Source organism: Kitasatospora viridis, from assembly GCF_007829815.1.
Classification (GTDB): Bacteria; Actinomycetota; Actinomycetes; order Streptomycetales; family Streptomycetaceae; genus Kitasatospora; species Kitasatospora viridis.
On record NZ_VIWT01000001.1, the window covers coordinates 4,405,134 to 4,417,018 of the forward strand.

General features: G+C 72.4%; 13 protein-coding genes. 9 read left to right on the forward strand and 4 right to left on the reverse strand.

The window, feature by feature from the left end; genetic code table 11:
• Complete coding sequence (locus FHX73_RS19790; protein WP_145906258.1) at positions 1 to 1,329, forward strand: hemolysin family protein; 1,329 nt, start codon at positions 1 to 3, stop codon at positions 1,327 to 1,329.
• 25 nt (positions 1,330 to 1,354) lie between these two features.
• Here FHX73_RS19790 and FHX73_RS19795 read toward each other — a convergent pair whose 3' ends face one another.
• Positions 1,355 to 2,782, reverse strand: coding sequence for an MFS transporter (locus FHX73_RS19795; RefSeq protein ID WP_145906259.1), 1,428 nt, complete (start codon positions 2,780 to 2,782; stop codon positions 1,355 to 1,357).
• A gap of 57 nt (positions 2,783 to 2,839) precedes the next feature.
• Between FHX73_RS19795 and FHX73_RS19800 the strand changes: the two genes are divergently transcribed.
• From FHX73_RS19800 to era, 4 genes are read left to right on the forward strand one after another with little or no spacing between them, the layout of a single operon-like run.
• Positions 2,840 to 3,751: a helix-turn-helix transcriptional regulator gene (locus tag FHX73_RS19800; protein ID WP_145906260.1), complete on the forward strand. Its 912-nt coding sequence runs from the start codon at positions 2,840 to 2,842 to the stop codon at positions 3,749 to 3,751.
• Positions 3,732 to 4,085: a cytidine deaminase gene (locus FHX73_RS19805; protein WP_145906261.1), complete on the forward strand. Its 354-nt coding sequence runs from the start codon at positions 3,732 to 3,734 to the stop codon at positions 4,083 to 4,085. The genes FHX73_RS19800 and FHX73_RS19805 overlap by 20 nt, the downstream gene beginning before the upstream one ends.
• 55 nt (positions 4,086 to 4,140) lie before the next feature.
• Positions 4,141 to 4,287 (forward strand): hypothetical protein, encoded by a 147-nt coding sequence (locus FHX73_RS44775; protein ID WP_170304970.1) that lies wholly within the window; start codon positions 4,141 to 4,143, stop codon positions 4,285 to 4,287.
• A 44-nt stretch (positions 4,288 to 4,331) separates the two neighbouring features.
• Positions 4,332 to 5,282 (forward strand): GTPase Era, encoded by a 951-nt coding sequence (gene era / locus FHX73_RS19810; protein WP_425461403.1) that lies wholly within the window; start codon positions 4,332 to 4,334, stop codon positions 5,280 to 5,282.
• A gap of 30 nt (positions 5,283 to 5,312) precedes the next feature.
• Here the strand turns inward: era and FHX73_RS19815 are convergent, their stop codons facing one another.
• Positions 5,313 to 5,591: a protealysin inhibitor emfourin gene (locus FHX73_RS19815; RefSeq protein ID WP_145906263.1), complete on the reverse strand. Its 279-nt coding sequence runs from the start codon at positions 5,589 to 5,591 to the stop codon at positions 5,313 to 5,315.
• A gap of 57 nt (positions 5,592 to 5,648) precedes the next feature.
• Positions 5,649 to 6,656 carry a M4 family metallopeptidase gene (locus tag FHX73_RS19820; protein ID WP_145906264.1) on the reverse strand — a complete coding sequence of 336 codons (1,008 nt, stop codon included), beginning with the start codon at positions 6,654 to 6,656 and terminating at the stop codon, positions 5,649 to 5,651.
• A 305-nt stretch (positions 6,657 to 6,961) separates the two neighbouring features.
• On the opposite strand from FHX73_RS19820, the gene leuA reads away from it, so the two are divergent.
• The 4 genes from leuA (at position 6,962) to FHX73_RS19845 (ending at position 11,381) form a co-directional block, all read left to right on the forward strand.
• Positions 6,962 to 8,743: a 2-isopropylmalate synthase gene (leuA, locus tag FHX73_RS19825; protein ID WP_145906265.1), complete on the forward strand. Its 1,782-nt coding sequence runs from the start codon at positions 6,962 to 6,964 to the stop codon at positions 8,741 to 8,743.
• Positions 8,744 to 9,070: 327 nt separating this feature from the next.
• Positions 9,071 to 9,619 (forward strand): TerB family tellurite resistance protein, encoded by a 549-nt coding sequence (locus FHX73_RS46335; protein WP_246213604.1) that lies wholly within the window; start codon positions 9,071 to 9,073, stop codon positions 9,617 to 9,619.
• Between the two features lie 197 nt (positions 9,620 to 9,816).
• Complete coding sequence (gene recO / locus FHX73_RS19840; RefSeq protein WP_145906266.1) at positions 9,817 to 10,563, forward strand: DNA repair protein RecO; 747 nt, start codon at positions 9,817 to 9,819, stop codon at positions 10,561 to 10,563.
• 2 nt (positions 10,564 to 10,565) lie between these two features.
• Positions 10,566 to 11,381, forward strand: coding sequence for an isoprenyl transferase (locus FHX73_RS19845; protein ID WP_145906267.1), 816 nt, complete (start codon positions 10,566 to 10,568; stop codon positions 11,379 to 11,381).
• Between the two features lie 76 nt (positions 11,382 to 11,457).
• Here FHX73_RS19845 and FHX73_RS19850 read toward each other — a convergent pair whose 3' ends face one another.
• The gene (locus FHX73_RS19850; RefSeq protein ID WP_145906268.1) at positions 11,458 to 11,880 is read right to left on the reverse strand and encodes a Fur family transcriptional regulator; all 423 of its coding nucleotides are present in this window, start codon (positions 11,878 to 11,880) and stop codon (positions 11,458 to 11,460) included.
• Between the last annotated feature and the right edge of the window lie 5 nt (positions 11,881 to 11,885).

Sequence of the window (11,885 nt, forward strand, 5' to 3'; positions counted from 1 at the left end):
ATGAGTGGTGACAGTACGAGCTTCCTGGTCGGCGCCTTCCTGCTGGTGATGCTCGGCTGGCTGGCCGCCTGCGCCGAGGCGGGGATGTCCCGGGTCTCCCGGTTCCGCGCCGAGGAGGCGGTCCGGGGCGGTCGGCGGGGCGCCCGGCGGCTGCTGGCGATGGCCGCGGACCCGGTCCGCTACCTCAACCTGGCCACCCTGATCCGGGTGGCCAGCGAGGTGGCGGCCGCGGTCCTGGTCACCGTGGTCTGCGTGCGCAGCTTCCAGCAGACCTGGCAGGGCGTGCTGGTGGCGTTCGGGGTGATGGTGCTGGTCTCCTTCGTGGCGGTCGGCGTCTCGCCGCGCACGATCGGCCGCCAGCACCCGCTGACCACCGCCACCGCGGCCTCCTACGTGCTGCTGCCGCTGGCCCGGATCCTCGGGCCGATCCCGCGGCTGCTGATCCTGCTGGGCAACGCGCTCACCCCGGGCAAGGGCTACCGGGAGGGACCGTTCGCCTCCGAGGCGGAGCTGCGCGCGCTGGTGGACCTGGCCGAGAAGGACGACCTGATCGAGGACGAGGAGCGCCGGATGGTGCACTCGGTCTTCGAGCTGGGCGACACCATCGTGCGCGAGGTGATGGTGCCGCGCACCGACCTGGTGATGATCGAGCGGCACAAGACGGTCCGTCAGGCGCTCACCCTGGCGCTGCGCTCCGGCTTCTCGCGGATCCCGGTGGTTGGGGACAACGAGGACGACGTGGTCGGCATCGTCTACCTGAAGGACCTGGTCCGGCTCACCCACGTGGACCGGGAGGCCGAGTCCGAGCAGGTGGACACGGTGATGCGCCCGGCGGTCTTCATCCCGGACAGCAAGCCGGCCGGCGACCTGCTGCGCGAGATGCAGAAGATGCGCTCGCACGTGGCGATCGTGATCGACGAGTACGGCGGCACCGCCGGGCTGGTCACCATCGAGGACGTGCTGGAGGAGATCGTCGGCGAGATCACCGACGAGTACGACCGGGAGATCGCCCCGGTCGAGGACCTGGGCGACGGCAGCTACCGGATCACCGCCCGGCTGCTGGTCGAGGACCTCGGCGAGCTGTTCGGCATCGTGCTGGAGGACGAGGACGTCGAGACGGTCGGCGGCCTGCTCGCCAAGCACCTGGGCCGGGTGCCGATCCCCGGCTCGGCCTGCCGGATCCCGGTGCCCGCGGGCGACGGCCCGGCCGGGCTCTCGGCGATCAGTCTGACCGCGGAGAGCTCGGCCGGGCGCCGCAACCGGATCGGCACGGTGCTGGTGGCACCGGTCCACCCCGAGGACCCGCAGGGGGACGCGGCCGAGGAGTGACGGGCCGTCGGGTGCTGACGGCCGGTCAGCCGGCACGCCGCCAGGCCCGCAGCCCGAGCCCGGTGAGCAGGGCGGCGGCCACCACCACGGCGGCGTCGACCCCCAGGCCCAGCCGGACCCCGCCCAGGGTGGCCGCGGCGAAGGAGTGGCCGGCCGCCCCGAGGGTGTCGACCCGGGCCGAGGCGAGCGCGGACAGCAGCGGGATGCCGACGGTCAGCCCGACCTGCTGGGTGCTGGTCACCAGTCCGGTGGCCAGCCCCTGCTCCTCGTCGGCGAGGCCGGAGGTGGCGGTGATGCTGTAGGCGACGATCGCCCACAGGTGGCCGAAGCAGGCGATCGAACCGGCCGCCGCCACCAGCCAGGTGCCGCCGCGCGGGCCGATCGCCACCATCGCGGCGGTGAAGCCGGCCTGGACGAGCAGCCCGGCCAGCAGGGTGCGCGGGGCGCCGATCCGGCCGGCGACCTTGGGCGCCACCACGCCGCCGAGCGCGGCGGCCAGACCCATCACGCCGAAGACCAGGCCGCAGGCGCCGGGGCCGAGGCCGAGCACCTGCTGCAGGTAGAGCGTGCTGAGGAAGATCACCGCGCTCATCATGGCGAAGGTGACCAGCCCGCCGAGGTTGCCGAAGGCCACCGTGCGGCGGCGCAGCACCCGCAGCGACACCAGCGGCTGGGCGGCGCGCGCCTCGATGACGGCGAAGGCGGCCAGCAGCAGTACCCCGGCGGCCAGCGCGAGGACCACCTCGGGGCGGCCGAAGCCGGTCTGGGCGGCGGTGGAGAGCGCGTAGATCAGCGAGAGCAGGCCGCCGGTGATGGTGACCGCACCGGGCACGTCGACCTCCGGCCGCTCGGGGAGCCGGGACTCGGTCAGCAGCTTGGGCGCGACGGCCAGCACGGCCGCGCCCATCAGCACGTTGAGCGCCATGGTGGAGCGCCAGCCGAGCGCCTGGGTGAGCACGCCGCCGATCAGCATGCCGACGGTGAAGCCGAGCGAGAGCAGCAGACCGGAGACGCCGAGCGCGCGGTCCCGCTCCGGTCCCTCCCGGAAGGTGGTGGTGAGCAGTGCCATCCCGGCCGGCACGATCATCGCGGCGCCCAGGCCCTGGAGCACCCGGCCGACCAGGAAGGAGGCAGGGTCCCAGGCGACGGTGGCCAGCACCGACGCGGTGGTGAGCAGGGCCAGGCCGAGCAGGAAGAGCCGGCGCCGCCCGAACACGTCGGCGAGCCGGCCGGAGAGCAGCAGGAAGCCGCCGGAGGGCAGGGTGAAGGCGGTGACGCCCCACTGCAGGTCGGCCTGCCGGATGCCGAGGTCGGCGCCGAGCGCGGGCAGGGCCACGTTCAGGATGGAGAAGTCGAGGGCGACCGCGAACTGGGCCGCGCAGAGGACGAAGAGGATCAGCTTGGACCGGGAGCTCAGGGCTGCCGGTGCGTCAGCGACGGTGATCGTTGCCATGGCACGATCGTGCTGCGGACCGTCCCGCCGTGGAGAGAGGCTACTTATGCTGGTGGCATGACCACCAGTCAGCAGGCCCGAGCGCTGGACACCGACCCCGACGCGGCGCGCCGGCAGGAGCTGAGGGAGTTCCTGCGCGGCCGGCGGGCCCGGGTCAGCCCGGCCCAGGCGGGCCTCCCGGACGGCGGTGCCCGGCGGCGCACCCCGGGGCTGCGCCGGGAGGAGGTCGCGGTGCTGGCCGGGGTCGGGGTCTCCTGGTACCAGTGGCTGGAGCAGGGCCGGGACATCACGGTCTCCCCGCAGGTGCTGGACGCGGTCTCCCGGGTGCTGCTGCTGGACGAGCCGGAGCGGCGCCACCTCTACCTGCTGGCCGGGCTCAACCCGCCGGTGCAGACCCCGGAGCCGGCCCCGGTCTCGGACGGGCTGCGCCGGCTGATCGACGCCTGGACGCCGTTCCCGGCGCACGTGCTGGACCCGTACTGGAACATCGTCGCCTTCAACGACGCGGCCGGGCTGGTCTTCGACTACAGCACCGGGATGAACTGCCTGGTCTCCTACTTCGTGAACCCGGTGAACCGGGCCCGGGAGGCGGACTGGGCGAGCGGCGCGGCGGCGGTGGTGGCGCAGTTCCGGATGGCCGCCGCCGAGCGGCCGGGGGACCACGGCTACCGGCAGATCGTCGATCAGCTGGACCGGGAGAGCCCGGAGTTCGGCGAGCTGTGGGCCCGGGGCGACGTCCGGCCGCCCGGCCAGCTGACCAAGGTGATCGCCCATCCGACGGCGGGGGAGCTGGTCTTCGAGTCCACCCAGCTCAAGGTGCCGGCCCGCCCGGACCTGACCATCGTGATGCTCAACCCGGTGGCCGGCACCGGCACCGCCGAGCGGCTGGAGTGGCTGACCAGTCCGCAGGGACGGCGGACGACGCTGCGGTCGGTGGGCGCGGCCGCCTATGCTCGGCCCCATGACTGAGCTTGATCCGGAAGACCAGAAGATCGTCACCCTGGCCCGCTCGATCCGGGCCCGCAACGGCGTGGCCGAGGGTGCGGCGGTGCGCGACGAGACCGGCCGGACCTACGTGGCCGGCGCCGTGGTGCTGCCCTCGCTCTCGCTGACGGCGGTGCAGACCGCGGTCGCGATGGCCAAGGCGAGCGGGGCCAAGGGTCTGGAGGCGGTGGCCGTGGTGACCGAGGCGGCCGAGGCCAACCCGGTGGACCTGGCGGTGGTCCGCGACCTGGGCGGCGCGGGCACCCCGCTGCTGGTGGCCGGCCCGGACGGTGCGCTGCGCCGCCGGGTGGAGGCCTGAGCTTTCCCAGGGCTGGCCCCCAGGTCGGTGTGACCGTCAGATAATCTCACCGACTATGGGGGCCATTTCCTTTGTCGCCGCGATCCTCGCCTTCCTGATGGCGATGGGGCGCTGGCACGAGACCCACTCGCCGGTCTGGGCCGGCGTCGCCGGTGGGCTGGCGCTGCTCACCCTGATCGGGGTGGTGGTGAAGGAGAAGTGAGGCCGCCGCCGTGCCGGTCGGTCGGCGGCGACCGATCAGGGAGAATGGTGCCCATGAGCGACACCTCCAAGGCCCCGGCAGCCCCCTACCGATCAGGCTTCGCGTGCTTCGTCGGCCGACCGAACGCCGGCAAGTCCACGCTGACCAACGCCCTGGTGGGGACGAAGGTCGCGATCACCTCCGACCGTCCGCAGACCACCCGGCACACCGTGCGCGGCATCGTGCACCGCCCCGACGCCCAGCTGGTGCTGGTCGACACCCCCGGCCTGCACAAGCCGCGCACCCTGCTCGGCGAGCGGCTCAACGACCTGGTCCGCAGCACCTGGGCGGAGGTCGACGTGATCGGCTTCTGCCTGCCCGCCGACCAGAAGCTCGGCCCCGGCGACAAGTTCATCGCCAAGGAACTGGCCGAGATCAAGAAGACCCCCAAGGTGGCCATCGTCACCAAGACCGACCTGGTGGACTCCAAGCGGCTGGCCGAACAGCTGATCGCGATCCAGCAGCTCGGCGCCGAGCTGGGCATCGAGTGGGCCGAGATCATCCCGGTCTCCGCCGTCGGCGACAAGCAGGTCTCGCTGGTGGCGGACCTGCTCACCAAGCTGCTGCCGAAGGGCCAGCCGCTCTACCCGGACGGCGACCTGACCGACGAGCCCGAGCAGATCATGGTCGCCGAGCTGATCCGGGAGGCCGCGCTGGAGGGCGTGCGGGACGAGCTGCCGCACTCGCTGGCCGTGGTGGTCGAGGAGATGATCCCGCGCGAGGACCGGCCGGCCGACCGCCCGCTGCTGGACATCCACGCGAACGTCTACATCGAGCGGCAGAGCCAGAAGGCGATCGTGATCGGGGCCAAGGGCGCCCGGCTGAAGCACGTCGGCACCACCGCGCGCAAGCACATCGAGGCCCTGCTCGGCACCCCGGTCTACCTGGACCTGCACGTCAAGGTGGCCAAGGACTGGCAGCGCGACCCCAAGCAGCTGCGCAAGCTGGGCTTCTGACCGCTCCTCGGGCGGCCTGCTGACGGACCGTCAGCAGGCCCGCTCGACGCCCTGGTGGAGCACCAGCGAGATCAGCTCGCGCTGCGAGTCGGTCAGCGAGGGGTCGGCGCAGTGCACGGTGCGCCCGTCCACCTCGATCGCGTAGTGGAAGCCGTCCGGCACGCCGAAGTGGGGGGTGCGGGAGGCGCCCGCCACCGCCTCCCGGGCCAGCGCGTGCACGTGCGGGGCGTCGGTGCGGGCGGCCGTGTCCAGTTCGGCCCGGGTCGTGCGCCCGGCGAATCCACCGGACCTGGTCACCTCTATGCGCATGGTGGCCAGTCTGCTACGGAGTGCGGCGGTTTGGTGGGCATTTGCCCAGACGCGGCGTCAGGGCGCCAGCCCGACCCGCTTCCAGGCGCCCGCCACCGCCTCGGTCACCGGCCCCTCGCCGAACCGGGCCCCGGCCGCCGCCAGGGTGGCCCGGGCGAACTCGGCGAAGGTCGCGTTCGGGTGCAGGCCGTCGCCGGTCAGCGCGTCGTACCAGATCCGCCCGGCCCGCTCCCAGGCCGCGCCGCCGAGCTCCACCGCGAGCAGCTGGAACGCCCGGTTGGGGATGCCGGAGTTGATGTGCACCCCGCCGTCGTCCTCCTCGGTGCGCACGTAGTCGTCCATCGAGCCGGGCTGCGGGTCGCGGCCGAGCCGGGGGTCGTCGTAGGCGGTGCCGGGCGCCTTCAGCGAGCGCAGCGCCGCCCCGCGCACGCCCGGCCCGAACAGCCCGGCGCCGATCAGCCAGTCCGCGTCCTCGGCCTGCTGGCCCAGCGCGTACTGCTTCACCAGGCTGCCGAAGACGTCCGCCACCGACTCGTTCAGCGCGCCCGCCTGGCCGTGGTAGGCCAGGTCGGCGCTGTACTGCACCACGCCGTGCGCGAGTTCGTGGCCGATCACGTCCAGGCAGCCGGTGAAGTCGCCGAACAGGATCCCGTCGCCGTCGCCGAAGACCATCCGGGAGCCGTCCCAGAAGGCGTTGTCGTACTTCTCGCCGTAGTGCACGCTCGCCTGCAGCGGCAGGCCCTCGCCGTCCACCGAGCGCCGGCCGTAGACCTCCAGCAGCAGGGCCAGGGTGGCGCCGAGGCCGTCGTAGGCGCGGTTGACGGCCGGGTCGGTGGTCGGCGGGCCGCCCTCGGTGCGGACCACCCGGCCGGGCAGCCGCTCGATGTGCCCGGCGTCCGCGATGGTCCGCCCGGGCCGGGCAGCGGCGGCGGGCGGCGGCGGACCGGCGGCGCGGACGGTGCGCAGGGCCGCGTCGGCGGCCAGCGAGCGTCCCGCCGCCTCGTCGCCCAGGGCCGCCAGCCGGTCCAGCAGGTAGGGCGGGATGATGGTGCAGAGCTGCGTCATGGCGCACAGCGTCACCGATCGCTGACCCGGTGTCACGCATCGCGCCGTCTCAAAGGGTGGAAATGTCGCCCGGTCGGCTTCGGTCCGGCGAGGCGCTGGGTTACTGTGGGGCACATCATGCGTTACGGGCTGCTTCTTCTTAGCTGCCGCGGCGAGGGCCTGTAAGACCATTCGGAGGCCGGCTCCCTCGCCGCGGGGACCTTGCTGTGCGCATCTCAGCGACGTGCTGCGCTCGCACCAGTCGGCCCGTCGGGTGACTTCCCCCCGACCAGCCCGCATCCGAAGAGAAGCCGAGAGACTCACCCATGACTCAGCAGTCCTCCGTGGCCCGTGCCTTCATCGAGCGGCCGACCCCGATCACCGCGGACTCCGTGCGGCAGCAGCCGTCCGGCATGCCGTTCCAGCGCTACGTGCCGTTCGGCAGCGTGGACCTGCCGGACCGCACCTGGCCGGGCAAGGTGATCACCAAGGCGCCGCGCTGGCTGTCCACCGACCTGCGGGACGGGAACCAGGCGCTGATCGACCCGATGTCGCCGGCCCGCAAGCGCAAGATGTTCGACCTGCTGGTGAAGCTGGGCTACAAGGAGATCGAGGTCGGCTTCCCGTCCTCCGGGGCCACCGACTACGAGTTCGTCCGCTCGCTGATCGAGCAGGACGCGATCCCCGAGGACGTCACCATCTCGGTGCTGACCCAGGCCCGTGAGGACCTGATCGAGAAGACCGTGGAGTCGCTGGTCGGGGCGCCGAGGGCGACCGTGCACCTGTACAACGCGACCTCGCCGCTGTTCCGCCGGGTGGTCTTCCGGGGCAGCAAGGAGGACATCAAGGCGATCGCGGTGGACGGCACCCGGCTGGTCATGGAGTACGCCGAGAAGCTGCTGGGGGAGGAGACGGTCTTCGGCTACCAGTACTCGCCGGAGATCTTCATCGACACCGAGCTGGACTTCGCGCTGGAGGTCTGCGAGGGCGTGATGGACGTCTGGCAGCCCGGCGAGGGCCGCGAGATCATCCTGAACCTGCCCACCACGGTGGAGCGCTGCACGCCGAACGTGTACGCGGACATGATCGAGTGGATGAGCCGCAACCTGTCGCGCCGTCAGTTCGTCGCGCTGTCCACCCACCCGCACAACGACCGGGGCACCGGGGTGGCCTCGGCCGAGCTGGCCGTGATGGCCGGTGCGGACCGGGTCGAGGGCTGCCTGTTCGGCCAGGGCGAGCGGACCGGCAACCTGGACCTGGTGAACGTCGGCATGAACCTGTTCTCGCAGGGCGTGGACCCGATGATCGACTTCTCCGACATCGACGAGATCCGCCGCACCTACGAGTACTGCAACCAGATGAACGTGCCGGAGCGCCACCCTTACGCGGGCGACCTGGTCTTCACCTCCTTCTCCGGCTCGCACCAGGACGCGATCAAGAAGGGCTTCGACGCCCTGGAGGCGGACGCGGCGGCGGCCGGCGTGCCGGTCGGCGAGTACACCTGGGGCGTGCCCTACCTGCCGATCGACCCGAAGGACGTGGGCCGCAGCTACGAGGCGGTCATCCGGGTCAACTCGCAGTCCGGCAAGGGCGGCATCGCCTACGTGCTGAAGAACGACCACAAGCTGGACCTGCCGCGCCGGATGCAGATCGAGTTCTCCCGGATCATCCAGGCCAAGACCGACGCCGAGGGCGGCGAGGTCACCCCGGCCGACATCTGGGCGGTCTTCCAGGACGAGTACCTGCCCACCCCGGAGAACCCGTGGGGCCGGCTGGCGCTGCGCGAGCAGCAGGCGCTGACCACCGACGAGGGCCGGGACGCGCTGACCGTCGCCGTCGTGGTGGACGGCGCCGAGACCGAGCTGACCGGTAGCGGCAACGGCCCGGTCTCCGCCTTCACCGACGCGCTGGCCCGGATCGGCGTGGACGTACGGGTGCTGGACTACGCCGAGCACGCGCTGAGCGAGGGCGGCGACGCGCTGGCCGCCGCCTACGTCGAGTGCGCGGTGGACGGTCAGGTCCGCTGGGGCGTCGGCATCGACGGCAACACCGTGCGCGCCTCGCTGAAGGCGATCATCAGCGCGGTCAACCGGAGCGCGCGCGGCTGATCCTTCCGAGGGATGCCGATGTGGCCCGGGATGTGTCCTGGGCCACATTTTTTTGCTTTGGCACTCGTTCGGGGTGCTGACACCCGCAGGCAACCGTGGCACCATCGGTGGACCGGAAGCGGGGGTCGGTGGGACGGCGCCCGACCCGGGTCGCGAGACCTGCTCGTCGTCGTGCAGGCCGCCTGCCAAGTCTGGGGAGTTGGCGCCGTGACACGGTTGTGGGGTGTTCGCCCGAAGTGGCGGACGGATGTGCTCGGTGACTTCTTCTGCCCGGGCTGCGGCGGAGACCGCAACTACCGTCGGCAACACGGTCGGCGGTGGCTGCGGTTGCTCGACCTGCCGCTGCTCCCGCTGAGCGGGGTGCTGACCAGCGTGCAGTGCACCAACTGCCGTGGCCGGTACGGACTCGAGAGCCTGGAGCAGCCCACCAGCGTGCGGCTGACCGGGATGCTGCGGGACGCCCAGTACAGCATCGCGCTGGCCCTGCTGGCGGCCGGCGGAGCGGGCTCGGCCGCGGCCCGCGCCGAGGCCTGCGAGCTGGTCCGGGCGGCCGGCTTCGAGGACTGCGGCGAGATGCAGGTGCTGGCCGCGCTGGCCGCCCTCTCCGGCTACGGGGAGGAGGGCGAGGAGCCCGCGGACTCCGGTCCCGGCGCCGGCCTGATGGTCGAACTGCACGCCGCGCTGGAGCCGTTGGCCCCGCACCTGGCCCAGCAGGGCCGCGAGCGGCTGCTGCTTCAGGGCGCCCGGATCGCGTTGGCCGACGGCCGCTACCAGCCGGCCGAGCGGACCGCGCTGGCCGCCGTGGGCAGTTGCCTGCGGCTGCCCGAGGACGTGGTGACCGGGCTGCTGGAGGCGGCCACCCGGACCTCGCACTAGGGCGTGCCCTAAGCCCTCCCCGCCGGACCTTTCCTCCGGCACCAGACCCTCCCCTCCGCCGGGCCCGCGGGTCCTCCCCCCGCCCCGGGCCCGGCACCGCGACCCGCGCCGGCACCCCCCGTCACGCCCGGCGCGGGTCCCGGCCGTGCGCGCGCCCGGCGGTCCGGGCGCCGGGCCGGGTGGGGGAGAATGGGCGCATGAGTCTGATCCGTGACGACGGCGTCGTGCTGCGCGCCCAGAAGCTCGGCGAGGCCGATCGGATCATCACCCTGCTCACCCGCCAGCACGGCAGGGTCCGCGCGGTGGCCCGCGGGGTGCGCAAGACCAAGTCCAAGTTCGGCGCCCGGCTGGAGCCGTTCTCCCACGTGGACGTGCAGTTCTTCAGCCGGGGCAGCGAACTGGTCGGCCGCTCGCTGCCGCTGTGCACCCAGGTGGAGACCATCGCGCCCTACGGCGGCGGGATCGTCGGCGACTACGGGCGCTACACCGCCGGCACCGCGATGCTGGAGACGGCGGAACGTTTCGCCGAGAACGAGGGCGAACCCGCCGTCCAGCAGTACCTGTTGCTGGTCGGCGCGCTGCGCACGCTGGCCGCCGGCACCCACCAGTCGCACCTGGTGCTGGACGCCTTCCTGCTCCGCTCACTCGCGGTCAACGGGTACGGCGCGAGCTTCACCGACTGCGCCAAGTGCGGCCTGGAGGGGCCGAACCGTTTCTTCTCGCTGCAGGCCGGGGGCGTGCTCTGCGCGGACTGCCGGGTGCCGGGTTGTGCCGTACCCTCCCCTGAGACACTGGTTCTGCTCGGCGCCCTGCTGTCCGGAGACTGGCACACCGCGGACGCCTGCGAACCCCGGTACTGGCGGGAGGGCAGCGGATTGGTCGCCGCCTACCTCCAATGGCACCTTGAGCGGGGCATCCGCTCGATGAGATACGTGGAGAAGTGAGCATGGCACGGCTGTTCGGCGCCCCCAGCAAGCGCGATTACCTCGTGCCGGACCCGCACCCGAGCGGTGCCCGGCCGCCGAAGATCCCGGGCGAGCTGGTCCCCGAGCACGTCGCCATCGTGATGGACGGCAACGGCCGCTGGGCCAAGGAACGCGGCCTGCCGCGCACCGAGGGCCACAAGGTCGGCGAGAGCGTGGTGCTCGACGTGATGAAGGGCGCCATCGAGCTGGGCGTCAAGAACATCTCGCTCTACGCCTTCTCCACCGAGAACTGGAAGCGCTCCCCGGACGAGGTGAAGTTCCTGATGAACTTCAACCGGGACGTGATCCGCCGCCGCCGCGACGAGCTGGGCGCGATGGGCGTGCGGATCCGCTGGGCCGGCCGGATGCCCAAGCTGTGGAAGAGCGTGGTCCAGGAGCTCAAGGTCGCCGAGGAGCAGACCAAGGACAACGACCTGGTCACCCTCTACATGTGCGTCAACTACGGCGGCCGGGCCGAGGTGGCGGACGCCGCCGCGGCGATCGCCGCCGACGTGGCCGCGGGCAAGCTGGACCCGAAGAAGGTCAACGAGAAGACCCTGAGCAGGTACATGTACCACCCGGACATGCCGGACGTGGACCTGTTCCTGCGCCCCAGCGGCGAGCAGCGCACCTCCAACTTCTGGCTCTGGCAGTCCGCCTACGCCGAGTTCGTGTTCCAGGACGTGCTCTGGCCGGACTTCGACCGCCGCGACCTGTGGCGGGCCTGCGAGCAGTACGCGATGCGCGACCGGCGGTTCGGCGGCGCGCTGCCGAACGAGGTGCCGGCCCAGCGCTGAGCCGGCAGTACGACGAGCGGCCCGGAACCCTTCGCGGGGTTCCGGGCCGCTCGTCGTACTGTCAGCTGAGGCGGCGTCAGGCCTTCGCCTGCTTGGCCGCGCACTCGGCGCAGGTGCCGAAGATCTCCAGGGTGTGCGCGATGTCGCTGAACCCGTGCTCGGCGGCGACCGCGCTGGCCCACCGCTCGACCGCCGGGCCCTCGACCTCCACCGTGCTGCCGCAGTGCCGGCAGACCAGGTGGTGGTGGTGCCCGCTGCTGCACCGGCGGTAGACCGCCTCGCCGTCGGCCGTGCGCAGCACGTCCACCTCGCCGGCGTCGGCCAGCGACTGCAGGGTGCGGTAGACGGTGGTCAGGCCGACCGCGTCGCCGCGGTGCTTGAGCAGATCGTGCAGTTCCTGCGCGCTGCGGAAGTCCTCCAACTCGTCCAGCGCGGCGGAGACCGCGGCGCGCTGCCGAGTCGAGCGGGCGCGAGGCGTCGACGGGCCTGCGGTGGTCACCGGTG

Excerpts from the sequence above, each read along its gene's own strand:
- FHX73_RS19790 (WP_145906258.1), top strand. The coding sequence starts at position 1 with ATGAGTGGTGACAGTACGAGCTTCCTGGTCGGCGCCTTCCTGCTGGTG.
- FHX73_RS19795 (WP_145906259.1), bottom strand. The coding sequence starts at position 2,782 with ATGGCAACGATCACCGTCGCTGACGCACCGGCAGCCCTGAGCTCCCGG.
- FHX73_RS19800 (WP_145906260.1), top strand. The coding sequence starts at position 2,840 with ATGACCACCAGTCAGCAGGCCCGAGCGCTGGACACCGACCCCGACGCG.
- FHX73_RS19805 (WP_145906261.1), top strand. The coding sequence starts at position 3,732 with ATGCTCGGCCCCATGACTGAGCTTGATCCGGAAGACCAGAAGATCGTC.
- FHX73_RS44775 (WP_170304970.1), top strand. The coding sequence starts at position 4,141 with ATGGGGGCCATTTCCTTTGTCGCCGCGATCCTCGCCTTCCTGATGGCG.
- era (WP_425461403.1), top strand. The coding sequence starts at position 4,332 with ATGGTGCCCATGAGCGACACCTCCAAGGCCCCGGCAGCCCCCTACCGA.
- FHX73_RS19815 (WP_145906263.1), bottom strand. The coding sequence starts at position 5,591 with ATGCGCATAGAGGTGACCAGGTCCGGTGGATTCGCCGGGCGCACGACC.
- FHX73_RS19820 (WP_145906264.1), bottom strand. The coding sequence starts at position 6,656 with ATGACGCAGCTCTGCACCATCATCCCGCCCTACCTGCTGGACCGGCTG.
- leuA (WP_145906265.1), top strand. The coding sequence starts at position 6,962 with ATGACTCAGCAGTCCTCCGTGGCCCGTGCCTTCATCGAGCGGCCGACC.
- recO (WP_145906266.1), top strand. The coding sequence starts at position 9,817 with ATGAGTCTGATCCGTGACGACGGCGTCGTGCTGCGCGCCCAGAAGCTC.
- FHX73_RS19845 (WP_145906267.1), top strand. The coding sequence starts at position 10,566 with ATGGCACGGCTGTTCGGCGCCCCCAGCAAGCGCGATTACCTCGTGCCG.